The sequence below is a fragment of the Microbacterium fluvii genome, from assembly GCF_025515205.1.
Lineage (GTDB): Bacteria > Actinomycetota > Actinomycetes > Actinomycetales > Microbacteriaceae > Microbacterium > Microbacterium fluvii.
On the sequence record NZ_JAOPFX010000003.1, the window covers coordinates 216,284 to 239,826 of the forward strand.

General features: G+C 70.6%; 25 protein-coding genes. 13 read left to right on the top strand and 12 right to left on the bottom strand.

Going from position 1 to position 23,543, the window contains the following annotated elements:
* The first annotated feature begins 47 nt into the window (after positions 1-47).
* A complete protein-coding gene (locus OAW74_RS12235) occupies positions 48-881 on the top strand; it encodes a GDSL-type esterase/lipase family protein (RefSeq protein ID WP_262874661.1) in 834 nt (277 codons plus the stop codon).
* A 67-nt stretch (positions 882-948) separates the two neighbouring features.
* On the opposite strand, the gene OAW74_RS12240 is transcribed toward OAW74_RS12235, so the two are convergent.
* A complete protein-coding gene (locus tag OAW74_RS12240; RefSeq protein WP_262874662.1) occupies positions 949-1,515 on the bottom strand; it encodes a phosphorylase family protein in 567 nt (188 codons plus the stop codon).
* Between the two features lie 251 nt (positions 1,516-1,766).
* On the opposite strand from OAW74_RS12240, the gene OAW74_RS12245 reads away from it, so the two are divergent.
* Positions 1,767-2,354 carry a hypothetical protein gene (locus tag OAW74_RS12245; RefSeq protein ID WP_262874663.1) on the top strand — a complete coding sequence of 196 codons (588 nt, stop codon included), beginning with the start codon at positions 1,767-1,769 and terminating at the stop codon, positions 2,352-2,354.
* Here OAW74_RS12245 and OAW74_RS12250 read toward each other — a convergent pair whose 3' ends face one another.
* Entirely contained in the window at positions 2,355-4,424 is a 2,070-nt protein-coding gene (locus tag OAW74_RS12250) for an NAD(+) synthase (protein WP_262874664.1), read from the bottom strand.
* A gap of 83 nt (positions 4,425-4,507) precedes the next feature.
* On the opposite strand from OAW74_RS12250, the gene OAW74_RS12255 reads away from it, so the two are divergent.
* Positions 4,508-8,035: a TM0106 family RecB-like putative nuclease gene (locus OAW74_RS12255; RefSeq protein WP_262874665.1), complete on the top strand. Its 3,528-nt coding sequence runs from the start codon at positions 4,508-4,510 to the stop codon at positions 8,033-8,035.
* A 1-nt stretch (position 8,036) separates the two neighbouring features.
* Here the strand turns inward: OAW74_RS12255 and upp are convergent, their stop codons facing one another.
* The gene (upp, locus tag OAW74_RS12260; protein WP_262874666.1) at positions 8,037-8,669 is read right to left on the bottom strand and encodes a uracil phosphoribosyltransferase; all 633 of its coding nucleotides are present in this window, start codon (positions 8,667-8,669) and stop codon (positions 8,037-8,039) included.
* Positions 8,670-8,711: 42 nt separating this feature from the next.
* On the opposite strand from upp, the gene OAW74_RS12265 reads away from it, so the two are divergent.
* Positions 8,712-9,179 (top strand): nucleoside deaminase, encoded by a 468-nt coding sequence (locus OAW74_RS12265; protein WP_378733936.1) that lies wholly within the window; start codon positions 8,712-8,714, stop codon positions 9,177-9,179.
* A 6-nt stretch (positions 9,180-9,185) separates the two neighbouring features.
* On the opposite strand, the gene OAW74_RS12270 is transcribed toward OAW74_RS12265, so the two are convergent.
* The 3 genes from OAW74_RS12270 to OAW74_RS12280 are packed head-to-tail and all read right to left on the bottom strand — an operon-like array spanning position 9,186 to position 12,228.
* Positions 9,186-10,115 (bottom strand): LLM class F420-dependent oxidoreductase, encoded by a 930-nt coding sequence (locus OAW74_RS12270; protein ID WP_262874667.1) that lies wholly within the window; start codon positions 10,113-10,115, stop codon positions 9,186-9,188.
* Positions 10,116-10,122: 7 nt separating this feature from the next.
* On the bottom strand, positions 10,123-11,094 hold the full coding sequence (locus tag OAW74_RS12275) for a cation diffusion facilitator family transporter (RefSeq protein ID WP_262874668.1): 972 nt from the start codon (positions 11,092-11,094) through the stop codon (positions 10,123-10,125).
* A gap of 21 nt (positions 11,095-11,115) precedes the next feature.
* The gene (locus tag OAW74_RS12280) at positions 11,116-12,228 is read right to left on the bottom strand and encodes an alpha/beta fold hydrolase (protein WP_262874669.1); all 1,113 of its coding nucleotides are present in this window, start codon (positions 12,226-12,228) and stop codon (positions 11,116-11,118) included.
* A 133-nt stretch (positions 12,229-12,361) separates the two neighbouring features.
* Here OAW74_RS12280 and proC point away from each other — a divergent pair, with 133 nt between their 5' ends.
* From proC to OAW74_RS12295, 3 genes are read left to right on the top strand one after another with little or no spacing between them, the layout of a single operon-like run.
* The gene (gene proC / locus OAW74_RS12285) at positions 12,362-13,204 is read left to right on the top strand and encodes a pyrroline-5-carboxylate reductase (protein ID WP_262874670.1); all 843 of its coding nucleotides are present in this window, start codon (positions 12,362-12,364) and stop codon (positions 13,202-13,204) included.
* A 40-nt stretch (positions 13,205-13,244) separates the two neighbouring features.
* The gene (locus tag OAW74_RS12290; RefSeq protein ID WP_262874671.1) at positions 13,245-14,609 is read left to right on the top strand and encodes a TrkH family potassium uptake protein; all 1,365 of its coding nucleotides are present in this window, start codon (positions 13,245-13,247) and stop codon (positions 14,607-14,609) included.
* 55 nt (positions 14,610-14,664) lie between these two features.
* A complete protein-coding gene (locus OAW74_RS12295; RefSeq protein ID WP_316250224.1) occupies positions 14,665-15,072 on the top strand; it encodes a potassium channel family protein in 408 nt (135 codons plus the stop codon).
* 1 nt (position 15,073) lies between these two features.
* On the opposite strand, the gene OAW74_RS12300 is transcribed toward OAW74_RS12295, so the two are convergent.
* On the bottom strand, positions 15,074-15,745 hold the full coding sequence (locus OAW74_RS12300; RefSeq protein WP_262874672.1) for a potassium channel family protein: 672 nt from the start codon (positions 15,743-15,745) through the stop codon (positions 15,074-15,076).
* The gene (locus tag OAW74_RS12305) at positions 15,738-17,180 is read right to left on the bottom strand and encodes a TrkH family potassium uptake protein (RefSeq protein WP_262874673.1); all 1,443 of its coding nucleotides are present in this window, start codon (positions 17,178-17,180) and stop codon (positions 15,738-15,740) included. The genes OAW74_RS12300 and OAW74_RS12305 overlap by 8 nt, the downstream gene beginning before the upstream one ends.
* Positions 17,181-17,249: 69 nt before the next feature.
* On the opposite strand from OAW74_RS12305, the gene OAW74_RS12310 reads away from it, so the two are divergent.
* The gene (locus tag OAW74_RS12310; RefSeq protein ID WP_262874674.1) at positions 17,250-17,654 is read left to right on the top strand and encodes an ArsR/SmtB family transcription factor; all 405 of its coding nucleotides are present in this window, start codon (positions 17,250-17,252) and stop codon (positions 17,652-17,654) included.
* Positions 17,655-17,660: 6 nt separating this feature from the next.
* Here OAW74_RS12310 and OAW74_RS12315 read toward each other — a convergent pair whose 3' ends face one another.
* Positions 17,661-18,053 (bottom strand): hypothetical protein, encoded by a 393-nt coding sequence (locus tag OAW74_RS12315; protein WP_262874675.1) that lies wholly within the window; start codon positions 18,051-18,053, stop codon positions 17,661-17,663.
* A gap of 169 nt (positions 18,054-18,222) precedes the next feature.
* On the opposite strand from OAW74_RS12315, the gene OAW74_RS12320 reads away from it, so the two are divergent.
* The 5 genes from OAW74_RS12320 (at position 18,223) to OAW74_RS12340 (ending at position 19,539) form a co-directional block, all read left to right on the top strand.
* The gene (locus tag OAW74_RS12320) at positions 18,223-18,414 is read left to right on the top strand and encodes a helix-turn-helix domain-containing protein (protein WP_262874676.1); all 192 of its coding nucleotides are present in this window, start codon (positions 18,223-18,225) and stop codon (positions 18,412-18,414) included.
* Between the two features lie 83 nt (positions 18,415-18,497).
* Positions 18,498-18,596, top strand: coding sequence for a 30S ribosomal protein bS22 (locus tag OAW74_RS12325; RefSeq protein ID WP_003792170.1), 99 nt, complete (start codon positions 18,498-18,500; stop codon positions 18,594-18,596).
* A gap of 85 nt (positions 18,597-18,681) precedes the next feature.
* Positions 18,682-18,975, top strand: coding sequence for a rhodanese-like domain-containing protein (locus OAW74_RS12330; RefSeq protein WP_262874677.1), 294 nt, complete (start codon positions 18,682-18,684; stop codon positions 18,973-18,975).
* A 10-nt stretch (positions 18,976-18,985) separates the two neighbouring features.
* A complete protein-coding gene (locus OAW74_RS12335; protein WP_262874678.1) occupies positions 18,986-19,243 on the top strand; it encodes a glutaredoxin family protein in 258 nt (85 codons plus the stop codon).
* Complete coding sequence (locus OAW74_RS12340; protein ID WP_262874679.1) at positions 19,240-19,539, top strand: Dabb family protein; 300 nt, start codon at positions 19,240-19,242, stop codon at positions 19,537-19,539. Before OAW74_RS12335 ends, OAW74_RS12340 begins: the two co-directional genes overlap by 4 nt.
* 7 nt (positions 19,540-19,546) lie before the next feature.
* On the opposite strand, the gene OAW74_RS12345 is transcribed toward OAW74_RS12340, so the two are convergent.
* From OAW74_RS12345 to aspS, 3 genes are all read right to left on the bottom strand, one after another.
* Entirely contained in the window at positions 19,547-21,274 is a 1,728-nt protein-coding gene (locus OAW74_RS12345; RefSeq protein WP_262874680.1) for an AMP-binding protein, read from the bottom strand.
* A 66-nt stretch (positions 21,275-21,340) separates the two neighbouring features.
* Positions 21,341-22,126 (bottom strand): tyrosine-protein phosphatase, encoded by a 786-nt coding sequence (locus OAW74_RS12350; RefSeq protein ID WP_262874681.1) that lies wholly within the window; start codon positions 22,124-22,126, stop codon positions 21,341-21,343.
* 16 nt (positions 22,127-22,142) lie between these two features.
* On the bottom strand, positions 22,143-23,483 hold the full coding sequence (aspS, locus tag OAW74_RS12355) for an aspartate--tRNA(Asn) ligase (protein WP_262874682.1): 1,341 nt from the start codon (positions 23,481-23,483) through the stop codon (positions 22,143-22,145).
* Positions 23,484-23,543 lie beyond the last annotated feature (60 nt).

A 23,543-nucleotide genomic window follows, 5' to 3' on the forward strand; every position in this document is an offset into this window, starting at 1 on the left:
CGGTCCCACCGCGCCCTGCTCTGCACGCCGATGTGAAGTGAGCCGCAATGCGCACCATCCTCCGAGGGCGCCGTGCCCTCATCGCCGTCGTCTCCGCAGCGACGCTCACCTTCGCCGCCGGGGTGGCCCCGGCATCCGCCGCGCCGCCGCTGCCGGCCCGCATGGCGGCGCTGGGTGATTCGATCACGCAGGCCTCGATGACCTGCTCGTCGCTGCTGAGCTGTCCCACCAACAGCTGGTCGACCGGCACGACGGCGTCGGTGCTCTCGCACGCGACGCGGCTGCGTCAGGCCGGTGCGACGCTCACGGCGTACAACGACGCGGTCGCGGGGGCCAAGGCCGCCGACCTTCCCGGGCAGGCCACGAAGGCGGTCGGTCAGAACGCCCAGTACGTCACGATCGAGATCGGAGCGAACGACGCGTGCCAGCGCTCGGTGGCCAAGATGACCTCGACGGCGTCGTTCACCGCATCCGTCACGACGGCGCTGGCGACCCTGGCCGCCAGTTCATCGCAGCCCGAGATCTTCGTCGCCAGCATCCCGAACCTCAAGCGTCTGCTCGAGGTCAACAAGTCGAGCAGTTCCGCGCGACTCGCCTGGGCGCTGCTGGGTATCTGTCAGTCGATGCTCGCCAGCCCCACCAGCACGAAGGCGGCCGACGTGCAGCGCCGCGATGCCGTGCAGCTGCGGGTCGACGAGTACAACGCGGCGCTGGCGGCGGCCTGCTCCGCGACGGCGAAGTGCCACTGGGACGGCTATGCCGTCGCGGCCTACGCCTTCACGAAGGCGGAGGTGTCGACGCGCGACTACTTCCATCCGTCGGTCACGGGGCAGCAGAGCCTCGCCGCGTTCACCTGGGGTGCGTCGCAGTGGGGTCCGTGATCTGACGCCCGGCGGGTTCGGCGCCGGGAAAACGGGGTCTGGACGAGGCTGCTGGGGGACTCCTCGTCTAGACCCCGTACTCCGCCCGCAGGTGTGCGCGCAGCCGCTCGCTGCACGCCGTCACCGTCGCGCGCCAGTCGGTGATGGCGTCGTCCTGGGCGCGGTCCGACACCGCCTTGAACACCCGCAGCGGCACCCCGTACTGCTCGGCCACCCACGCGTAGGCGTAGGTCTCCATGTCGACCAGCGATGCGCCCAGTGGCCGGATGACCTCGACCGCCTCCGCATCGTCGACGAAGTGGTCGCCGGTGGCGATCACGACGTCGCCGCGGGCGAGATCGACGCGCTGCGGCAGCGAGACGTGCTGGCCGACGATGCCGTCGATGTCGGTCACGTCGTGCTGGATCGCCGCGCAGACCTCGTAGACCTCGAACACGGTGGCGTGCAGGCGTGCGTCGATGGCGCCCGCGGTCCCCACCACGACGATCTCGTCGTACGCCGTCGACTCGAGCGCGCGGGTGAGCGCGTGGGCGGCCTGCAGCTTGCCCGGCCCGGTGACCAGGCGATCGAATCCGGCCAGCTCGTGCTCGAAGGCGGCGAGCTCTGCTTCCAATGCGGCGACGAGGAGTTTCACCCCTCCATTGTCGCTGCCGGGCGGCGCGAGGTTCAGCTTCCGCCCGAGACGATGCCGATGATGCCCGAGATCAGCATGTAGGCGCCGATCGCGCCGACCACGATCCAGATCGTGATGCGGGCGGTGGAGGGGCCTTTGCCGTCGTCAGTCACCCTTCGAGGGTAGTCGTTGTCTCCACCGGCCCCGTCGCTAGGCAACCCGCACGTTGTTCGGCAGGATGAGAACGACGGATGCTGACAAGGAGGCGCGCGATGGAGTCGGTGCTGCTGGACACCCCCGCGGGGATCACGGCCAAGCTCGGGTGGGACCCGAAGATGACCGACCACGACCGCAAGCGGGTGCTCGCCAAGGAGATCATCGCGGCCAGGATGAACGTCGAGCCGCGCTCGATCGTCGTCGAGCGCGAGGCGCCGCGGTCGTTCGGTCACCACACGCAGCTCTACGCCCGCGTCGACGGCGACGAGGTGCCGCTGGCGATCCGCACTGTGAGCTTCCGTGCCGCGACGGTGGCGGCGGTCTTCGAGCCGGGCTGGCCGGTCGGCCTCGACCTGCGCGACGCGCACCCCGACGAGCTGACCCTCAGCGACATGAAGCGGCACTCGCACCTGTTCGACGAGACGTCGCTGACGGGGCTCATCGCGCACTGGACGCGGGTGCAGGCCATCCGCGACGCCGACGGCCGCGGAGCCCGTGTGCGCGGTGAGCACGTGCGGCTCGAGAGCAATCTCGCCAAGGGCTGGATCCCCGACCGCGACATGAAGTACAAGCTGGTCGACCTCTCGCGCGACGGATGGATCATCACGCTGGCCTACGGGCCGCAGCCCACGCACGAGAGCTGATCAGTCGCGCGGCGCGTACTGCGGCAGCGCCTCGTCGAGCTCGGCCAGCCACACCCGCGCGTTGCCGTCAGACGGCGCGCGCCAGTCGCCTCGGGGCGACAGCGATCCGGCCGGAGACACCTTCGGCCCGTTCGGGATCGCGGAGCGCTTGAACTGTGCGAAGGCGAAGAACCGGCGCAGGAACACGTGCAGCCATCTCGCGATGGTCTCGAGGTCGTACGCGTAGCGGTCTTCGTCGGGGAATCCGGGGGGCCAGGCCCCGGCATCCGCGTCGCGCCAGGCGCGCTCGGCGAGGAAGGCGATCTTCGACGGGCGGAAGCCATAGCGCAGCACGTGGAAGAGCGTGAAGTCGTGCAGCGCATAGGGCCCGATGCGGTCTTCGGTGGACTGGATCCTGCCGTCCTGCCCCGCCGGCACCAGTTCGGGGCTGATCTCGGTGTCGAGCACCGACTGCAGCACGCCGGCGGTGGCGGCATCCAACTCGCCCTGGGCGATCACCCAGCGGATGACGTGCTGGATGAGGGTCTTCGGCACCCCGGTGTTGACGGCGTAGTGGCTCATCTGGTCGCCCACGCCGTAGGTCGCCCAGCCGAGGGCGAGCTCTGACAGATCGGAGGTGCCGATCACCATGCCGCCGTGGTGGTTGGCCAGGCGGAAGAGGTAGTCGGTGCGGATGCCGGCCTGCACGTTCTCGAAGGTGATGTCGTGCACGGGCTCGCCGTCGGCGAACGGGTGGTCGAGACGCTCGAGCATCTCGGTCGCCAGCGGTCGGATGTCGACCGTCTCGATGCGCGCGCCGAGGGCTTCGGCCAGCGCGATCGCGTTCGACTTGGTGTGCTCGGTGGTCGCGAACCCGGGCATCGTGTAGGCGAGGATGTCACTGCGCGGGCGCCCCATGCGGTCCATCGCGCGGGCGACGACCAGCAGCGCGTGGGTCGAGTCCAGGCCCCCGCTCACGCCGATGACGGGCTTGGGGTCGCCGATCGCGCGCATGCGCTGCGCGAGCCCCGATACCTGGATGTTAAACGCCTCGTAGCAGTCCTGTGCGAGCCGGGCGGAGTCGTCGGGCACGAACGGGAAGCGGTCGAGCGGGCGGCGCAGGCCGATGTCGCGGGCGGGCGGCTCGAGGAACGTCTCGACGCGGAGGAAGTCGTCGTAGCCGCCGGCCTCGGCGGTGCGATTGTCGTCGAAGGTGCCCTGGCGCAGGCGATCCTGCCGCAGGCGGTCGAGGTCGACGTCGGCGATGCTGTGGCGGGGCCCGTCGGGGAAGCGCTCGGTCTCGGCCAGGAGTGTGCCGCCTTCGTAGATCATCGTCTGGCCGTCCCACGACACGTCGTTGGTCGACTCGCCCGTGCCTGCGGCCGCGTAGGCGTAGGCGGCCAGGCACCGCAGCGACTGGGACTGCACGAGCGCGCGACGGTCGTCGGCGCGGGCGATGGTGATGGGGCTGCCGGAGAGGTTCAGCAGCACCGTCGCGCCCGCCAGCGCCGCCCGGGACGACGGCGGCACCGGCACCCACACGTCTTCGCACACCTCGGCGTGCAGCACGAGCCCTGGCACGTCGCGCACCTCGAAGAGCAGATTGGTGCCGAAGACGGTCTCGGACTCTCCGATGCGGACGGTCTCGCCGGACCACTTCTCACCGGGGGCGTACCAGCGGCGCTCGTAGAACTCGCGGTAGGTCGGCAGATACGACTTCGGCGCGACGCCGAGGATCTCGCCGCGGTGGATCACGACCGCGCAGTTGTACAGACGGTTGCGCACGCGCAGGGGGGCGCCCACGACGATGACCGGCAGCAGATCGGCGGATGCCGCGGCCACCTCGGTCAGTGCCGTCACGGCGGCGTCGAGCACGGCATCCTGCATCACGAGGTCGTCGATCGCATAGCCGGTCAGACACAGCTCGGGGAAGACGGCCACCGCGACGGCCTCGGCGTCGAGTTCGCGGACGGTCTCGAGCACCGCGGCGGCGTTCGCGGCGGGATCGGCGATCGCGACGGGGATCGTGCACGCGGCGATGCGTGCGAAGCCGTGCCGGTAGGCGCTCTCAAAGGGCAGCTCGGTGCTCACGCCCCCAAGTCTGTCAGTTCTCGCCCGTGCGGTCGCGGCCCGGATGTCGGGGGCGGCGGATAGCCTCGAGGCGGAAGGGGAGCATGCGGTACATCGAGGGTGAGAACCGGGTCGTCTGGAGTGCGAGCGATCTGAAGGCCGCGGCCGAGTGCGAGTTCGCCTGGGTGCGCGCCATCGATGCGCGGCTGGGCAGGATCGCCGCGGTCGACGAACCCGAAGACGCCACGCTCGCGCGCGCGGGTCTGCTGGGCGGCGTGCATGAGCGGCGCGTGCTCGCCGAGTACCGCGAGCGCTTCCCCGGCGCCGTCGTCGAGATCCCCGAGACGCGCTCGGCCGATGCCGAGGGGCTGGCCGCGGCCGTCGACCTCACCCTGCAGGCGCTCGCCGACCCCGCCGTCGAGGTGGTCTATCAGGCGGCGTTCTCCGATCGCGATTTCGTCGGATTCGCCGACTTCGTCGTGCGCGCACCCGGGCCGGGGCCCCGCCCCTGGATCGTGCAAGACACCAAGCTCGCCCGCCACGCGCGCGTGACGGCGCTCATGCAGCTGGCCGCCTACGTCGTGCAGCTCGACCGCCTCGGCGTGCCGCGGGCCGATCGCGTCGAGCTGCTGCTGGGCGACGGCAGCGTCAGCGTCCACGAGGTCGACGACCTGCTGCCGGTGTTCGAGCTGCGCCGCGCACGGCTGCAGGCGCTGGTCGCCGACCGGCACCTCGAGTCGGGGCAGGGGCACCCCGCCATCGCGTGGGGCGATCCGCGCGGAGAGCTCGGCGTCGTCGCGTGCGGGCGCTGCGCCACCTGCGAGCTCGAGGTCGTCGCGACGCGAGACCTGCTTCTGGTGGCCGGCATGCGCGCGGGCCAGCGCGAGCGGCTGCGTGGCGACGGCATCCGCACGATCGACGACCTGGCCGCCGCGACCACGGCGCCCGCTCGCATGGCCGCCGACACCTTCGCCTCGCTGCGCACGCAGGCGCGGCTGCAGCTCACGAGCCCGGCGGGAGTGCCCTCTGCCGAGCCGGCGCCGGCAGGGCGCCCGCCGGTGCCGCGCTACAAGGTGGTCGCGCCGAAGGCGCTCGGGGCCCTGCCTCGACCCGACCGTGGCGACATCTTCTTCGACTTCGAGGGCGATCCGCTGCACACCGAGGCATCCGCGAGCCCCGTCTGGGGGCTCGATTACCTCTTCGGCTGGGTCGACCTCGACGAGACGTACTCGGCACTGTGGGCGCACACCTTCGCCGACGAGAGAGCGGCGCTCGAGACGTTCCTCGATCTCGTCGCGCTGCGGCGGCAGCAGCATCCTGGCATGCACATCTACCACTACGCGCCCTACGAGCCCTCGCATCTGCTGGCGATGGCGGCGCGCTACGGCGTGCGCGAAGGCGACGTCGACCGGCTTCTGCGCGACGGCGTGTTCGTCGACCTGTACCCGATCGTGCGGCGCGCGCTGCGGGTGGGCTCGCGGTCGTACTCGATCAAGAAGCTCGAGCCTCTCTACATGGGCGATGAGGTGCGCACGCAGGACGTGCAGAAGGGCGACGACTCCATCGTCCGGTATGTCGAGGCCCGTGCGCTGGCCGCAGACGGCGACGACGTCGGTGCCCAGCAGATCCTCGACGACCTCGCCGACTACAACCGCTACGACTGCGTCTCGACCCGCCGCCTGCGCGATTGGCTCGTGGACCGCGCCCGAGAGGCCGGGGTGCTGCCCTCGGTCGACCGGGAGCCCGACGAGAAGGCGTACGAGCCCTCGGCGCGCTCGCTCGATCTCGTCCGACTCGCGACGGCCCACCCGGCCGATTCCGCAGAAGACCGCGCCCTGCGGCTGGCCGCCGCGGCGATCGACTACTACCCGCGCGAGGCCAAGTCGTTCTGGGCGACCCACTTTCTGCGGCTGCGCGAGCCCGTCTCGCTGTGGGACCAGCAGCGCGACGTCGTGGCGGTCGACCTCGAGCGTTCGCGCGTGGTCGACGACTGGGCCTTCCCCGAATCGGGCCGCGGCGGCATGCGCCGGCTCGTCGAACTCCGAGGAGAGCTCGCGCCCGGCACGAGGCTGAGCGCAGACGGATCGCCCTTCGCGCTGTACGAGCTGCCCGCGCCGTTCCCGTTCGAGCCGATGCCGAGGTGGATCCACGGCGCCAGGGCCGTGAAGGTCGTCGAGGTGCTCGACGACGGCGCGATCGTGTCGGAGACCGCGGTCGACGGCTTCACGTGGTCGGAGCTGCCGATCGCGCTCACACCGGGCGCTCCGCCGCCCGCGGCACGTCAGCAGGTCGCGATCGACGAGTGGGCGGATGCTGTCATCGCCGCCGCGCCGACCGTTCCGGCGGGCCCGGCCGCCGACCTGCTCTGCCGGCGCCCGCCTCGGTACCGCGCCGGCCTCGGCTCACGCCCCGGAAGCGACGACGTCGAGGCCATCACGCGCGCGCTGCTCGCCCTCGACCGCAGCTATCTGGCGGTGCAGGGGCCTCCGGGGACCGGCAAGACCTACGTCGGGTCCCACGTCATCACCCGGCTCGTGCGCGATCACGGGTACCGCGTGGGCGTGGTCGCGCAGTCGCACAACGTCGTCGAGAACATGCTCGACCGGGTCGTTCGTGCCGGCGTGCCGCAGGCGCAGGTCGCGAAGGCGCCGAAAGACGCCGCGGCGCAGCATCCGTTCACCGCACTGCGCAACAAGGACGCGCTCGCCGTCTTCGCCGCGGAGCAGACCGGCGGCTACGTGCTCGGCGGCACGGCGTGGGACTTCGCGCACGAAGGGCGGGTGCCGCGGGGGAGTCTCGACCTCCTCGTCATCGACGAGGCGGGCCAGTTCTCGCTGGCCTCGACGATCGCCGTCTCGCTCGCCGCTCCCCGGCTGCTCCTGCTCGGCGACCCCCAGCAGCTGCCCCAGGTGAGCCAGGGCACGCACCCCGAGCCCGTCGACACCTCGGCACTCGGCTGGGTCATGGACGGCGCCGACGTCATCCCGCCCGAGTACGGCTTCTTCCTCGGGCGCACGTGGCGCATGCATCCTGCCGTCGCCGCGCCGGTGTCGCGGCTGTCGTACCGGGGCGAGCTGGCGGCGCACCCCTCGACGGCGATGCGCGAGCTCGAGGGCGTCGCCCCGGGGCTCCACCCCCTGCCGCTGGCCCACCACGGCAATGCGACCTCGTCGCCGGAAGAGGCGGCGGCCGTCGTCGAGCTGGTGCGCGACCTCGTCGGGCGGGCGTGGATCGACATCCGCGTCGACGACGACGGTGTGGTCACGCGGCAGGCGGCGCGTGCGCTGACACCCGCCGACATCATCGTGGTCACCCCCTACAACGCCCAGCAGGTGATGGTCGAAGAGGCGCTCGCCGCCGCGGGTTTCGCGGAGGTGCCGGTCGGCACGGTCGACCGGTTCCAGGGGCAGGAGGCGGCGGTCGCGATCGTCAGCCTCGCGGCGTCGTCGGGCCGCGACGCCCCCCGCGGGCCGGAGTTCCTGCTGCTGCGCAATCGCCTCAACGTCGCGATCTCGCGCGCGCAGCACGCGGCCTACCTCGTGCACTCGCCCGGGCTGCTCGACGATCTGCCCTACACCCCGGAAGGCGTGGCGCGTCTGAGCGCGTTCGCGCGCCTGGTCGGGGCGGTGTGAGTCAGACGGTGCCGTAGAGACGGTCGCCGGCGTCGCCGAGACCGGGGACGATGTAGCCCTTCTCGTTGAGGCGCTCGTCGAGAGCGCCGAGCACGAGGGTCACATCGCGGTCGCCGACCTGCTTCTGGATCGCCTCGACGCCCTCGGGCGCGCCCAGGATGCAGATCGCCGTCACGTCCTGCGCGCCGCGCGCGAAAAGGAAGTCGATGGCGGCGCCGAGCGAACCGCCGGTGGCCAGCATCGGGTCGAGCACGAAGCACTGCCGGTCGCTGAGGTCTACGGGGAGGCGCTCGGCATAGGTCGTCGGCTCGAGGGTCTCTTCGTTGCGCGCCATGCCCAGGAAGCCCACCTCGGCGGTCGGCAGCAGCTTCACCATGCCGTCGAGCATGCCCAGCCCCGCGCGCAGGATCGGCACGACGAGGGGGCGCGGCTCGGAGATGCGCACTCCGGTCGTCGTGGTTACGGGCGTGCGGATCGTGATCTCGCTCACGCGCACGCTGCGGGTCGCCTCGTAGGCCAGCAGAGTGACGAGCTCCTCGGTCAGCTGGCGGAATACCGGCGACGGCGTGTTCTCGTCGCGCAGGACGGTGAGCTTGTGGGTGATGAGCGGGTGGTCGGCGACGTGGACACGCATATGCCCAGGGTAGAACACGCGCCCGGGCCTACGCTGGGGTTCGTGGGGCTGGCAGCATCCGAATCCGACGACGCGCTGGTCGCGCGCGCCTTGGAGCTCGCCGCCATCGCGGGCGCCGAAGGCGACATCCCGGTCGGCGCGGTCGTGGCGGATGCCGCCGGCACCGTGATCGGCGAGGGCCGCAACCTCCGCGAGGCGCTGCACGACCCCACCGCCCACGCCGAGATCGTCGCCCTCCGCGCCGCCGCCCGTGCGATCGGCTCGTGGAATCTCGAGGGCTGCACCCTGGCGGTCACCCTCGAGCCGTGCCTCATGTGCGCAGGGGCCATCCTGCAGTCGCGCATCTCGCGCGTGGTGTTCGGCGCGTGGGACGAGAAGGCGGGCGCCGTCGGGTCGCAGTACGACGTCGTGCGCGATCGGCGCCTGCCTGTGCGCGCCGAGGTCGTCGCCGGGGTGCGCGAGTCTGAGGCCGCAGCCCTGCTGCGCGCCTTCTTCGAGCCCCGCCGCTGAGGCGGGTCAGCGGGGGAGGTGCGGGAGCACTTCGGAGCCGAGGTAGTCGACCTGGTCGAGGTCGCGGATGTCCATGAGCTGGAAGTACACGCGCTGTGCTCCCAGCGCCCGCAGTCGCTCGACCTTGGCAACGATCTCGTCGCGGCCGCCGGTGATGTTGACGTCGCCGCGGAACGTGTCGATCGAGTCGCCGATCGCCTCGGCGCGCCGCGCCAGATCGGCCTCCGTCGCCCCGGCGAGGGTGGGCAGCGCCACCGAGAGCGTGAGGCTCTGCGGGTCGCGGCCGATCTCGCGGCACGCCGCCTGCACGCCGGCGAACTTCTCGGCGACGACGTCTTCGGGCTGGAAACCGATGTTGAACTCGGTCGCGAACCGCGCGGCGATGGCGGGGGTGCGCTTCGGTCCGCCGCCGCCGACGATCACCGGCACGCGCTCCTGCACGGGCTTGGGCAGTGCCGGCGAGTCCTCGAGCCGGTAGTGCTCGCCCTCGAACGAGAAGCTCTCGCCGGCGGGGGTCTGCCACAGGCCCGTGATGACCGCGAGCTGCTCCTCCAGCATCCCGAACCGCTTCGCGGGGAACGGGATGCTGTAGGCCCGATGCTCCTGCTCGAACCACCCGGTGCCCAGGCCCAGCTCGACCCGGCCGTCCGACATCTCGTCGATCTGGGCGACCTGGATCGCGAGCACGCCGGGCTGGCGATACGTCACCGACGAGACGAGGGTGCCCAGGCGCAGCCGCGAGGTCTCGCGGGCGAGGCCCGCCAGTGTCGTCCAGGCATCGGTCGGACCGGGAAGCGGCGAGCCGGGGCCCATGCGCAAGTAGTGGTCGGAGCGGAACCAGCCGTCGAACCCCGCGCGCTCGGCGGCCTGGGCGTGCGCCAGCTGCTCGCGGTACGAGAAGCCCTGCTGGGGCTCGGTGAAGACGCAGTACTCCATGGCCGCGTCAGTCCGATGCCTTGATGACGATCGCGTCGGTCGGCGGGGCCGGTGAGGCGTCTGGGCGGTAGAGGTCGGGCTCGAGGTACACGACCCGTGCGGCGGGCACCGCGGCGCGGATGCGCTCCTCGACCGCGTTGATGTCGCCGGCGACGTCGCCGAGCGGCTTGTCGGCGGCGAAGGCGAGCTTCGCGGCGACCAGCAGCTCGTCGGGGCCGAGGTAGAGGGTCTTCATGTGGATGAGCTTCTCGACCTCGGAGCTCGACTCGATGGCCGCCACGATGGCGTCGTGGTCGGCCTCGGTCGCTCCTTCGCCGACCAGCAGGCTCTTGGTCTCGATGCCCAGCACGATGGCCACGGCGATCAGCAGCGCGCCGATGAACAGGGTGCCGATCGCATCGAACACGGCATCGCCGGTGATGATCGTCAGACCCACGCCGAGCAGGGCGAAGACGAGACCGGTGAGGGCGGCGACGTCTTCGAGCAGCACGACGGGCAGCTCCGGCGCCTTGGAGTGCCGGACGAACGAGACCCACGACTGCCCCTTGGCCCGCACGTGGTTCGACTCCTTGACCGCCGTGCGCAGCGAGAACGATTCGAGCACGATCGAGATCAGCAGCACCGCGATCGGCAGCCACTGCCACTTCTCGTCGAGCGCATGCGGGTGGGTGAGCTTCTCGATGCCCTCGTAGATCGAGAACACGCCGCCGACGGTGAACAGGATGATCGAGACGACGAAGGCGTAGACGTAGCGCTCGCGACCGTAGCCGAACGGATGCGCGGCATCGGCCTTGCGCTTGGCCTTGCGGCCGCCCCACAGCAGCAGCAGCTGGTTGCACGAGTCGGCGACCGAGTGGATCGCCTCGGCCAGCATCGAGGCCGAGCCCGACAGCACGTACGCGATGAACTTCGCCAGGGCGATGCCCATGTTCGCCAGGAACGCCGCGATGATCGCCTTGCCGCCGCCGGATGCACTCATGCCCTGAGTCTAGGGTCGGGGTCAGTCGGAGGCGCGCAGGATGATCGTCTCGGTGGGCGGGGCGACGGTGGGGGACTGGCCGATGTAGCCGATCACCTGCAGCAGCGCATGGCGGAACTCCACGGGGCGCTCGAGGTGCGCGCTGTGCCCCGCACCCTCCAGCGGCACTTCGGTGACCTCGCCGCCCGCGCTGGCGTAGGCGGCCAGCACATCGCGGGTCTGCGACACCATCGGCTGCGCGGGGGCGACGTCGGCGCCGGGCCAGCCGGGAACGACCCCGAGGGCGCCCAAGTGGTTGAGGTCGTAGAACGACGCATCGGAGACGATGGCGTCGGCGGTGCCGTGGATCCACAGCACGGGCGGCTTGACGGCGAGATCGACGATCGCCGAGACGTCGAAGTAGCGGGGCGCCATCGTGTTGAGCACGCCCACGGTGCCGGCCGCGAACCCCGGCCAGTTCTCGCTCGGCACCGAGTCGCCGGGGTAGTTGCCGCTGGCGGTGGACGTCGTGAGCATCGACTCGACCCAGATGTCCTCGTGCTCGCCGCGATAGCCGTCGGCGACGTATCCGGTGCGGAAGACGCTGCGCGGCGAGGTCGGTGCATCGTCGGTGGTGTCGGCGCCTGCCAGCCGCTGCACGAAGTCGGGGTTCGCCCCGCCGCCGCCGCAGCCGGCGTCGTCGTCGGTCAGACGCGAGCCGTCGCGGCGGGTGCCGCCGAACCCGTAGGGCGAGACGGGCGAGACGAGGGTCAGCGACAGCACGGGGTGATCCAGCGCGTACTGCATGGCCACGCCGCCGCCCATCGACCAGCCGACGAGGTGCGCGGTGGGGATCTCGAGGGCGGTCAGCGCCGCGAAGATGTCGTCGCTGAAGTCGCGCACTCCGCGGGTGGCGTCGATCGGCAGGTGCTCGGTGCTGCCGAACCCGCGCAGGTCGACGGCGATGACCCGCAGATCGCCGGGGAGGTCCTGCATCGTCTCCTGCCAGAACAGCGCCGACGACACGTTGCCGTGGATGAGCACGACGGTGCGATCGGGCGGAGTGGCCGGGTCGCCACCCGCCCGCTCCAGAATGCCCACCGTCAGCTCGGGCGTCTCGATGATGCGGGCGGTGATCCCGTCGAGCACGGTCATGGCACGAACCTCCTCCGAGGGGAGCGCCGCCGCTCCCGGGGCCTCCGATGATAGTCCGCGGGTCTGCGCCGACGCAGGGGGTCGACCGAGGATATCCGAAGGGGAGGATGAGCGCGTGCCTAGGATTGAGCGCATGGCCACCGCATCCGCTCTTCCCTCCATCGCGATCATCGGCGCAGGCGCCATGGGAGGCGCGATCCTGCAGGGGCTCGTGAGCTCGTCGCTGGCCTCGAACGGCGTCACGGTGACCAATCGCAGCGCGCAGAAAGCCGCCGCGCTCGCCGACCTCGACGGGGTGGAGAGCATCGCACTCGAGCAGCGCCCCGACGGCAACACGGCTGCCGCGGCGTCCGCCGACATCGTGCTGGTGGGTGTCAAGCCCGCGATGGTGCCCGACCTGCTGCGCGAGATCTCGCCCGCGCTGCGGCCGGGTGCGACGGTCGTGAGCATCGCGGCCGGCGTCACCATCGCGACGTTCGAGCAGATCCTCGGCGACGGCGTCGCGGTCGTGCGCTCGATGCCGAACACCCCGGCGGTGGTCGGCAAGGCGGTCACGGGCATCGCGAGGGGCAGTGCGGTCTCCGATGCCCGATTCGAGGCCGTGCGGGCGCTGTTCGCCACCTGCGGCGCCGTCATCGATGTGCCGGAGGCGCAGATCGACGCGCTCTCGACGATCTCGGGCTCGGGCCCCGCCTACTTCTTCCTGTTCGTCGAGGAGCTCACCAAGGCGGCCGTCGCGAAGGGCTTCGCCGAGGCCGACGCGCGGCTGATGGCCGAGCAGACCTTCGTCGGGTCGGCCGCGCTGCTCGAGGCGTCCGACGTCGACCCGGCCGAACTGCGCCGACGTGTCACGAGCCCCAAGGGCACCACCGAGCGCGCGGTCGCGGTGCTGCAGGACGCGCGTCTCGACCTGCTGCTCGGTGCGGCGACGGATGCTGCGCTGGCACGCGCGAAAGAGCTCGCCACCGGCGCCTAGTCCGGTCTCGGCGGCCGCACCCGCCCGCTACAGTACGAGCGTGGCCACCCGGGCGGTCGATCGCAGAGCCCGGCCGCGGATGCGGCCGGTGCGCCCGGCGCGCGTGGTCGTCTATGGATTCGCCGCCGCGATCCTGATCGGCACGGGCGTGCTCATGCTGCCGCTGTCGTCGCGCACCGGAGCGTGGACGAACCCCGTCGATGCCCTGTTCACGGCGACCTCCGCGATCTGCGTCACGGGACTGACGACCCTCGACACCGCGACCCACTGGAGCGGCTTCGGCCAGGCCGCGATCCTGGTCATGATCCAGCTCGGCGGCCTCGGCATCATGATCTTCGCGACCCTCCTCGGGCTGATCCTCGCCCGAAGGTTCACGGTGCGCCGACGCATCACCGCGATCGCCGAGTCGAGCACGCTCGATCGCAGCGACGTGCGCGGGGCGATCCGGCGCGTCGCGCTCACCTCGCTCGTGATCGAGGCCATCGTGTTCGCGCTTCTGCTGCCGCGCTTCGCCCTCGCCTACGACCACGATGTCTGGCTCGCGACCTGGCACGCGCTGTTCCACTCCGTGTCGGCGTTCAACAACGCCGGGTTCGCGCTCTACAGCGACAACCTCATCGGCTTCGCCGCCGACCCGTGGATCTGCCTGCCCCTGTGCGCCGCGATCATCCTCGGCGGCCTCGGCTTCCCCGTGCTGCACGAGCTGCGCCGGCAGTTCAGCTGGCCGCGGCGCTGGTCGATGAACACCCGCCTGGTGCTGGTGGTCTCGGCGGCACTGCTCGTGGTCGGCACGATCTACATCACCGCAGGGGAGTGGTCGAACCCGGCGACCCTCGGCGCCTACAGCCCCGGCGAGCGTGTGCTCATCGGGTTCTTCCACTCGGTGCAGACGCGCACAGCCGGCTTCAACTCCGTCGACATCGGGCTGATGGCCGAGCACACCCGCATCGGCATGGATGTGCTCATGTTCATCGGCGGCGGCCCTGGCGGCACGGCGGGCGGCATCAAGGTCACGACCTTCGCCGTGCTGGCGTTCGTGCTGCTGGCAGAGCTCCGAGGCGAGCGCGTCGTGAACATCTTCCGCAAGCAGCTCGCACCCGAGGTCATGCGCCAGGCGCTGACGGTCGCGCTGATCGCGGTGGCGGCCGTGGTCACCGGCACGATCGCCCTCATGGTGATCGCCGACCTCGGCCTGGATGCAGCGCTCTTCGAATCGGTGTCGGCCTTCGCGACGGTGGGCCTGACGACCGGCATCACGCCGGGTCTGGGGGCGCCTGCCAAGCTCGTGCTCGTGCTGCTGATGTTCCTCGGGCGCCTGGGCCCGCTGACGCTCGGCACCGCGATCGCGCTGCGCGAGCGCAAGGAGCTGTTCGAGTATCCGAAAGAGAGGCCCGCCGTTGGCTAGATTCCCCTGGTCCGGTCGTGAGGCGCGCGCGCACGCGCCGCAGGGCGCTGTGGCCGTGATCGGTCTCGGTCGGTTCGGCAGTGCGCTGGCACTGGAGCTGGCGGAGTCGGGCGTCGAGGTGCTCGGCATCGACTCCGACGACGAGATCGTGCAGGCGCACAACGGGCTGCTCGCTCAGGTCGTGCGCGCCGATTCCACCAAGGAAGAGACCCTGCGTCAGCTCGCCGTGCACGAGTTCGACAGCGTCGTGGTGGCGATCGGCGACGACCTGCAGGCGTCGATCCTCACGTGCTCGGTCGTGCGAGGCTTCGCGCATCCCGAGATCTGGGCGAAGGCGATCAGCGCGCAGCACGGTCGGATCCTCGAGCAGCTGGGCGTCGATCACATCGTGTACCCCGAGCAGGAGGTCGGCCGACGCATCGCGCAGATCATGCGGGGTGCATCCGCCGACGAGCGTCGATGACTCAGCGGTCGAGCGAGGCGAACCGCTCGATGTCGGAGTTCGTGCCCGAGACGATGATGAGGTCGTGGTTGGTCACGATCGTGTCGGCCTCGGCGTAGCGGAAGGGCTTGCCGGGGCTCTTGACGCCCACGACCGTCACGCTGTACTTCGTGCGGACGCCGGATTCGTTCAGGCCCACGCCGCGGATGAACTTGGGCGGATACATCTTGGCGAGCACGAAGTCGTCGTCGAAGCGGATGAAGTCCAGCATCCGTCCGCTCACGAGGTGCGCGACGCGCTCGCCGGCCTCGCGCTCGGGGTAGATGACGTGGTTGGCGCCGACGCGGGCGAGGATCTTGCCGTGCGACTGCGACACCGCCTTCGCCCAGATCTGCGGCACCTTCAAGTCGACGAGGTTGGCGGTGATGAGCACCGAGGCCTCGATCGACGAGCCGACCGCGACGACGGCGACCTGGAAGTCCTGCGCGCCGATCTGCTTGAGCGCGTCGATGTTGCGGGCATCGGCCTGCACCGTGTGGGTGACCCGCTCCGACCACTTCTGCACGAGATCGAGGCTGTCGTCGATCGCGAGCACTTCGCGATCGAGACGGTCGAGCTCGCCGGCGCAGGCGGCGCCGAAACGCCCCAGGCCGATCACCAGGACGGGAGCATCGCTTCTGATCTGCTCAACCAACGATCGGCCTTTCCACCGGCAGCGAGTAGAGCTGCGAACGGGATGTCGCGGCCACCGCCGCGGCGAGAGTCACTGTACCAACGCGGCCCATGAACATCGTCAGGGCCATCACGTAGACGGCGGGGTCGGGCAGCGTCTCGGTGAGCCCGGTCGACAGGCCCACGGTCGCGAAGCCCGAGATGACGTCGAAGAGCACGTCTTCGACGGGGGCCTGGGTGATCTGGGTGATCGTGATGGTCGACAGTGCGACGATCGTCGCGCCCCACGCGACGACCGAGAGTGCGACGCGCTGCACGTCGCTGGGCACCCGCCGCCCGAACACCTCCACCGACCGGCGCCCCTTGGCCTCCGACCACACCGCCAGCGCGAGGATCGCGAGCGTCGTGACCTTGATGCCGCCGGCGGTGGACGCGGAGCCGCCGCCGACGAACATGAGCATCGACCCCACGACGAGGGTCGAGCCGTGCAGCTCGCCCATGTCGACGACCGCGAAGCCGCCGGAGCGGGTCATCGCCGACATGAAGAACGACTGGAACGTGGTGTCCCAGGCGTCCATGCTGCCGAACGTGCGCGGGTTCGCGTATTCGAGCAGCAGGATCGCGCCGGCGCCGAGGAAGAACAGCAGCATCGTCGTGATGACGGTGAGCTTGGCGTGCAGCGACCACAGGCGGAAGTGCCACTTCTTGCGCGCCATCGTGAAGATCACGGGAAAGCCGAGCTGCCCGAGGAAGACGCCGACCATCAGCACGCCCAGCAGGAAGTAGTCGTCGGCGAAGGGCGCGAGACCATCGGCATTGGGCACGAATCCGGTGTTGGTGAACGACATCGCCGCGTAGTACGGCGCCTCCCACAGTGCCGCGAGGGGGTCGATGCCCGCCATCAGCAGCGACGGGTAGAGCAGGATCGCCAGCACGGCCTCGATCGCGAGGGTCGACAGTGCCACCGTCGCCAGCAGCCCGCCGACCTCGCCCAGGCGCACCGTCTGGCCCTCGTTGACCGGGCCGCCGTGGGCGCGCAGCGGATTGCTGTCGCCGGCGGCGATGAGCTTGGCCCGAAGGCCCAGGCGCTTGGAGATCACCAGGCCCAGGATCGAAGCGAGGGTCAGCACGCCCATCGCGCCGACGTTCACGCCGAGAAAGGTGAGCACGTGCCCGAAGGGCGACCAGTGCGTGTACATGTTCACGGTCGACAGGCCCGTGACGCAGATCGTCGAGACCGCCGTGAACAGCGCGTCGGCGAAGGGAGTGCGCTGCCCGTCGGCGGCGGCCGCCGGCAGCGAGTAGAGCAGCGTGAAGATGAGGATGAGCACCACGAACACGCCGACGGCGAAGCGCGCGGGCGAGTTCGTCGTGAGGTCGCGAAGCGTGTCCCAGAGGCGGGCTGCCCGGCCGCGCCATCCGAATCGCCGGCGCAGCCCGGGGGATTCGGACGTCATCTCCAGGTGCCTTTCGCTCCGAGGGACCCCGTCATGGTACTCCGCAGGGCTCGCGGCTAACCTAACCCTATGGCGGACATCTTCGACGTGATCGCGGACGGCACGCGCCGCGACATCCTGCATCTGCTTCTCGAGCGTTCCGCCTCAGACGGCGGCACGAGCGTCTCGCACATCGTGCAGGAACTCGGAGTGAGCCAGCCCACCGTCTCGAAGCACCTGAAGGTGCTGCGCGACGCGCACCTCGTGTCCGTGCGCGAAGAAGGTCAGCACCGCTACTACAGCCTCTCGGCCGAGCCCCTCGACGAGGTCGACGACTGGCTGGTGCCGTTCCTCGAGGTCGACGAGTCGGATGCCGCAGACCCGGGCCCCGGCCTCACCGACACGGCGGCGCAGGCCGCCGACGCGGTGGGGCGCGCCGCAGCATCGGTCTCGCACGCCGTGCAGACGGCGCTGCGCAAGCTCCCCGGTCGCTGAGCCGCGTTACGAGTCGGTGTCGGACTGGCCGTTCGAGCCGCCCGAGCCGTCCGAGCCGGAGTCCTGCCCCGGCCCGCCTCCCTGTCCGCCGTCGGGCGGCGTGAACTGCCCGTCGCCGTTCTGGCCGCCGGGGCCGCCCTCGGGCATGTCGCCGCCGGGGAATCCGCCCCGCATCGACGTGGCGCCGGACGCGCCCAGGTTCCAGCCCAGTGCCACACCGCCGCCGAAGACGGCGCCGAGGGCGATGACGCCGCCCGCGACGATCGCGGTGATCTTCAGCCAGCGGCGCGGTGGGCGCGCGGGCGCCTGCGCCTGCGCGGGGAGGGGAGGAACGGGCGGTGCCGACACGGTGTCGGCGGGCGCCGGGGCCACGTCGGGCTGTGCGTCGATCGAAGACATGCCCCCAGCATCCGGTCGGCATCTTCGCGGGCGCCCAGCGGCGGTTATGCGCCGCATATGCATCGTCCAGGCTGATCACGGGCAACTCTCGTCACGACGGTTTACACGCGCACCTTCGACACCATAGGCTTCTCCCAGCAACACCGGGGACATGAGGGGATCACTTTCGATGGCGGAACTGCCTGACGTGCGCTTTCTGACGGTCGCGGAAGTGGCCGAGATCATGCGCGTGTCGAAGATGACGGTCTACCGCCTCGTGCACGCGGGGGAGCTTCCCGCCGTTCGCTTCGGTCGCAGCTACCGGGTGCCCGAGACCGCCGTCACCGAGGCGTTGCGTCGTCCCATCGCCGACGTCGGCTAGACTGTCTCGAGGCATTTTCTGCATCTGCCCGTTCCCGGGCGCGAAACCTTCGCGCCCAGACCCCTGACGTAGTGAGGTTTTCCGTGGGTTCTGTCATCAAGAAGCGCCGCAAGCGCATGGCGAAGAAGAAGCACCGCAAGCTGCTTCGCAAGACTCGCCACCAGCGCCGCAACAAGAAGTAAGCGGCATCCGACACAAGCGCCCCCGATGGTCTCACCGTCGCAGGGGGCGCTTCGTGTATCCGGCCGCGGGATGTCGGGAGGCATCATGAAGTCCATCACCGTTCAGCAGCTGCGCGAGAGCACCGGGGTCCCCCTCATCGACGTGCGCGAGGTCGACGAGTTCGCCTCAGGTCACGTGCCGGGGGCCATCAACCTGCCGATGTCGTCACTCGGCGAGCACCTCGACGCGCTGCCGGCCGAGCCGTTCCACGTCATCTGCCAGATCGGCGGCCGCTCCGCCCGCGTCGTCGAGGCCCTCGAGGCCCGCGGCCACGACGTCACCAACGTCGAGGGCGGCACGGGCGACTGGGTGGCCTCGGGGTACCCGGTCGAGAAGTGACGATCGAGAAGTGACCTCGCTCACCCTCATCGGCAAGCCCGACTGCCACCTCTGCGACGTCGCCCGCGAGGTCGTCGAGACGGTGGTGGCAGAACTCCCCGAAGACGCGGTCGCCGTCGAGGAGCTCTCGATCGCCGACGACCCGGCGCTCTACGCCCAGTGGTGGGAGAAGATCCCGGTCGTGCTCATCGACGGCCGTCTGCACGCCCACTGGCGTGTGTCCCCCGAGCGGCTGCGCGCCGCGCTCGACCAGGAGGTCTCCGCATGATCCGTCACATCGCCGCGTTCCAGATGGCAGCCGACGACCCCGCGGTGCGTGCCGAGCACGCCGCCGAGGCCGCTCGCCGCCTGAAGGCTCTCGTGGGTGTCGTGCCCGCCCTGACCAACATGGTCGTCGGCCCGAACGTGCTGCCGCTCGAGGGCAACTGGGATCTCGCGCTGACGGCCGACTTCCCCAACGCCGACGCGCTCACGGCCTACTCCGAGCACCCGGCGCACCGCGAGGTCGTCGCCTACATCGCGAGCGTGCGCTCTGGGCGCGCCGCGATCGACATCGAGCTCTGAACCCCGCTCAGCGGAAGTCGCGGTCGGAGAACTCGCCCTCCGGGCGGATGCTGCCGGCCTCGGTCTCCCGGGCGCGCAGCTCGACGCGGCGGATCTTGCCCGAGATCGTCTTGGGGAGCTCGTCGACGAACTCGAGCCTTCGCACCCGCTGATACGCCGACAGGCGCCCGCGGGCGTGCGCGAAGATCTCGCGCGCGGCCTCGCGGGGGTCGTCGGGGGCCAGTGCGCTCAGCCGCACGAAGGCCTTCGGCACGGCCAGGCGCAGCGGGTCGGGGCTCGGCACGACGGCGGCCTCTGCCACCGCGGAGTGCTCCAGCAGCACCGACTCGAGCTCGAACGGCGAGATCTTGTAGTCGGACGCCTTGAACACGTCGTCGCTGCGGCCGACGTAGGTGAGGTAGCCGTCGGCATCGCGGCTCGCGATGTCGCCGGTGCGGTAGAGGCCGTCGTGCATCGCGCGCGCCGTGCGGTCGGGGGCGCCGTGGTAGCCGTCCATGAGGCCGAGGATCGGCCGGGAGAGATCGAGGCAGATCTCGCCCTCGTCGTCGACGCGCTCGCCGGTCTCGGGGTCGATGAGCACCACGGGGTAGCCGGGCAGGGGCCGTCCCATCGAACCGTCCTTGACCACCTGACCGGGAGAGTTGCCGATCGCGCAGGTCATCTCGGTCTGGCCGTAGCCGTCGCGGATCGTCGCGCCCCACGCCTCGCGCACCCGCGTGATGACCTCTGGGTTCAGCGGCTCGCCGGCGCCCAGCAGCTCACGCGGCGGAGTCGTGAGCTGCGTCAGATCGGCCTGGATCAGCATCCGCCACACCGTCGGGGGCGCGCAGAACGTCGTCACCCGGTGGGTGTCCATGACGTGCATGAGGGTCGCCGCGTCGAACCGGTCGTAGGTGTAGACGAACACGGTCGCCTGCGCGAGGAAGGGCGAGAAGAAGTTGCTCCAGGCGTGCTTGCCCCACCCGGGCGACGAGATGTTCATGTGCACGTCGCCGGGGCGCACGCCGAGCCACCACAGGGTCGAGAGGTGCCCGACCGGGTACGAGACGTGGGTGTGCCGTACGAGCTTGGGGATCGCCGAGGTGGTGCCCGACGTGAAGTAGAGCAGGTTCAGCTCGTCGGCGGCGGTGGCACTCTCGGGCGTGAACTGCTCGGCGGCGTCGGCGGATGCGGCGAAGTCGCTCCAGTCGGCGGGCACGTTCGCACCCACGCCGATGCGCAGCACCTCGGCGGCGACGCCCTCGGCGCGGTCGGCCACCTCGACGGGCGCGACGATCGCGCGGGCGTCGGAGTGCGTCACGCGGTAGGCGAGGTCGTCGGCCGACAGCAGCGTCGTGGTGGGGATCGCGACGGCGCCGATCTTGGTGAGCGCCAGCATCGTCTCCCACAGCTCGATCTGGTTGCCGAGCATGACGATCACGTGGTCGCCGCGGTGGAGCCCGAGGCTCAGCAGGTGATTGGCAACTTGGTCGGAGCGCTGTGAGAGTTCGCCATAGCTCCACGAGCGCGCCTCGAGATCGGCGTCGACGATCGTGACGGCGGCGCGGTCGGGGTGCTCGCCTGCGACCACGTCGAACCACTCGAGGGCGAAGTTGAACTCATCGAGCTCGGGCCACGAGAACGCCGCGACGGCGCCGTCGTAGTCGTCGGCATGGGCGAACAGCAGGTCGCGGGCGGCGCGGACCTTCTCGGTCGCGGGGGTGGCGGGGCGTCCGGAGAAGTCACGGGAGGGCATCGCCCCAGGCTATTGCCAGAGGCATGCGCGCCGCGGCATGCGGGTCGGCGCGGTCTCGGTGCCGCGTCAGGAGGCGAGCCGGCCGCGCAGCGACGCCAGCTCGGCGTCGGTGAGGCCGCCCGAGCGCAGGTAGCCGGCCGATCCGCCGTGCTCGGCATCCACCCAGCCCAGGGCGTGCTCGATGGCCGCCGCCGGCGTGCCGGTGACGAGTTCCACGAGGGCGGGCGTCAGCGGGGCGCCCATGCGCTCGAGTGTCGCCAGCATGCCGTCGGCCCAGACGCCCGCGAGGTTCTCGGCGCTGGAGGCGTAGTCGGCCACGACGGCCGCACGGTCGGCGCCCACCGCGTCGAGCAGCAGTGCCGTGGCGACCCCCGTGCGGTCTTTGCCCGCCGTGCAGTGCACGAGCACGGCGGTGGGTGCGTCGTCGGTCGAGGCGGCGACCAGGCGCGCGACCTCGGCGAAGGCGGCGGCGCCGTGCTGCAGCATGCCGATGTACAGCTCGCCGAGGGTCGGAAGCATCGCCATCGCCTGCGCGACCAGCGACGGATCGGCGCCGCCCGCGCGCATCAGGTCCTGCGCCATCGTCGACATGGCGCCCTCGAGGATCGACAGCTCGACCACCTCGAACGGGCGGGCATAGGGAAGCAGGTCGGGCGCCATGGCGCGCTCGGTGGGCGTGCGGAAGTCGACGATGACGCCGATCGGGCTCTCGGCGAACTGCGCGAGACCGTCGGCGGTCAGCGCGTTGAGCGCGTCGGAGCGATAGAGCACGCCGGTGCGCGTCGCACCGCCCCCGGTCAGCGGCGTGCCGCCGGTGTCGCGGAAGTTGTGCAGGCCCTCGATCGTCGTCATGGACCCCACCCTAGGGTCAGGGGGCGAGGCGCGTAGGGCCTCTGAAAAGATAGGTGACCTCGCGGATGCTGGACTCGCCCAGCAGCAGCATGAGCACGCGCGCGAGGCCCATGCCGAAGCCGCCGTGCGGCGGGGCGCCGTAGCGGAAGAAGTCGAAGTAGAACGCCAGGTGCTCGGGGTCGAGGCCCTTTTCGCGCGCCTGCACCTCCAGCACGTCGACGCGGTGCTCGCGCTGAGCGCCGGTGGTGATCTCGACACCCTTGTAGAGCAGGTCGTACGACTTCGTGAGCCCGGTCTCGGGGTCGCGCATGTGGTAGAACGCCCGGATCTCGGGGTGGTAATCGGTGATGAAGACGAACTCGTGACCGTAGGTCTCGAGCACGTGCGCCGAGATCTGGCGCTCGCCCTCGGGGTCGAGGTCGCCGTCGGTGCGCGGGATCTCGTAGCCGCGCGCCGTGACGATCTCGCGGGCTTCGGCGAGCGGAATCCGCGGGAACGGGACGGCGGGCACGACGACGTCGAGGCCGAAGAGCTCCTTGATCTCGGCCCCGTGCTTGTCGGCGACGGCCTGGATCGCCGTCCGCAGCAGCTCCTCCTGCATCGCCGCGACGTCTTCGTGCGAGTCGATCCAGCTGATCTCGGCGTCGATGCTCGTGAACTCGGTCGCGTGACGGCTCGTGAACGACGGGTCTGCGCGGTAGACGTCGCCGATCTCGAAGATCTTGCCGAAGCCGGCCGACTGGGCCATCTGCTTGAAGAACTGCGGGCTCTGGGCGAGGTAGGCCGTCTTGTCTTCGAAGTAGGGAACCTCGAACAGCTCTGCGTTGGACTCCGAGGCGCTCGCCATGAGCTTGGGGGAGTGGATCTCGATGTAGTCGCGCTCGATCCAGTAGCTGCGCATCGCGTGCTCGAGGGTCGTCTGCACCCGGAAGATGAGGTTGTTGCGGCGCTGGCGCAGGTCGAGGAAGCGCCAGTCCATGCGCTTGTCGAGGCCGCTGTCGGCGGCGATCGGGGTCTCGGGCAGGGCCGCTGCCGCGACCTCGAGGTTCGCGATCTTGATCTCGACGCCGCCGAGCTTGACGCGCTCGTCGTGCTTGAGGTCGCCGGTGACGGTGAGGAACGTGCCGGTGCTCATCTCGGAGATGAGGGTCGTGAGGGCGAGGGCCCCAGCATCCTGCTCGCCGCCTTCGGGGTCGGGACGCGTGGCCGGGTTGACCAGCTGCACGGCGCCGGTCTCATCGCGCAGGATGACGAACTGCACCTTCTTCTGATCGCGGACGGTCTCGACCCATCCGGATACCGAGACGGGGCCGTCTTCGCGGGACTGCAGCTGACTGACGAGAACGCGTTCACTCACGATCGACCAGTCTACGTGGGGGATGCCGGCGGGCTCGGCGGGTGAGGAGACAGGGCGAAG

Bases quoted from the DNA above. Each gene is read 5' to 3' on its own strand.
- OAW74_RS12235 (WP_262874661.1), top strand. From the start codon at position 48: ATGCGCACCATCCTCCGAGGGCGCCGTGCCCTCATCGCCGTCGTCTCC.
- OAW74_RS12245 (WP_262874663.1), top strand. From the start codon at position 1,767: ATGGAGTCGGTGCTGCTGGACACCCCCGCGGGGATCACGGCCAAGCTC.
- OAW74_RS12255 (WP_262874665.1), top strand. From the start codon at position 4,508: ATGCGGTACATCGAGGGTGAGAACCGGGTCGTCTGGAGTGCGAGCGAT.
- upp (WP_262874666.1), bottom strand. From the start codon at position 8,669: ATGCGTGTCCACGTCGCCGACCACCCGCTCATCACCCACAAGCTCACC.
- OAW74_RS12270 (WP_262874667.1), bottom strand. From the start codon at position 10,115: ATGGAGTACTGCGTCTTCACCGAGCCCCAGCAGGGCTTCTCGTACCGC.
- OAW74_RS12275 (WP_262874668.1), bottom strand. From the start codon at position 11,094: ATGAGTGCATCCGGCGGCGGCAAGGCGATCATCGCGGCGTTCCTGGCG.
- OAW74_RS12280 (WP_262874669.1), bottom strand. From the start codon at position 12,228: ATGACCGTGCTCGACGGGATCACCGCCCGCATCATCGAGACGCCCGAG.
- proC (WP_262874670.1), top strand. From the start codon at position 12,362: ATGGCCACCGCATCCGCTCTTCCCTCCATCGCGATCATCGGCGCAGGC.
- OAW74_RS12305 (WP_262874673.1), bottom strand. From the start codon at position 17,180: ATGACGTCCGAATCCCCCGGGCTGCGCCGGCGATTCGGATGGCGCGGC.
- OAW74_RS12310 (WP_262874674.1), top strand. From the start codon at position 17,250: ATGGCGGACATCTTCGACGTGATCGCGGACGGCACGCGCCGCGACATC.
- OAW74_RS12315 (WP_262874675.1), bottom strand. From the start codon at position 18,053: ATGTCTTCGATCGACGCACAGCCCGACGTGGCCCCGGCGCCCGCCGAC.
- OAW74_RS12320 (WP_262874676.1), top strand. From the start codon at position 18,223: ATGGCGGAACTGCCTGACGTGCGCTTTCTGACGGTCGCGGAAGTGGCC.
- OAW74_RS12330 (WP_262874677.1), top strand. From the start codon at position 18,682: ATGAAGTCCATCACCGTTCAGCAGCTGCGCGAGAGCACCGGGGTCCCC.
- OAW74_RS12340 (WP_262874679.1), top strand. From the start codon at position 19,240: ATGATCCGTCACATCGCCGCGTTCCAGATGGCAGCCGACGACCCCGCG.
- OAW74_RS12345 (WP_262874680.1), bottom strand. From the start codon at position 21,274: ATGCCCTCCCGTGACTTCTCCGGACGCCCCGCCACCCCCGCGACCGAG.
- OAW74_RS12350 (WP_262874681.1), bottom strand. From the start codon at position 22,126: ATGACGACGATCGAGGGCCTGCACAACTTCCGCGACACCGGCGGCACG.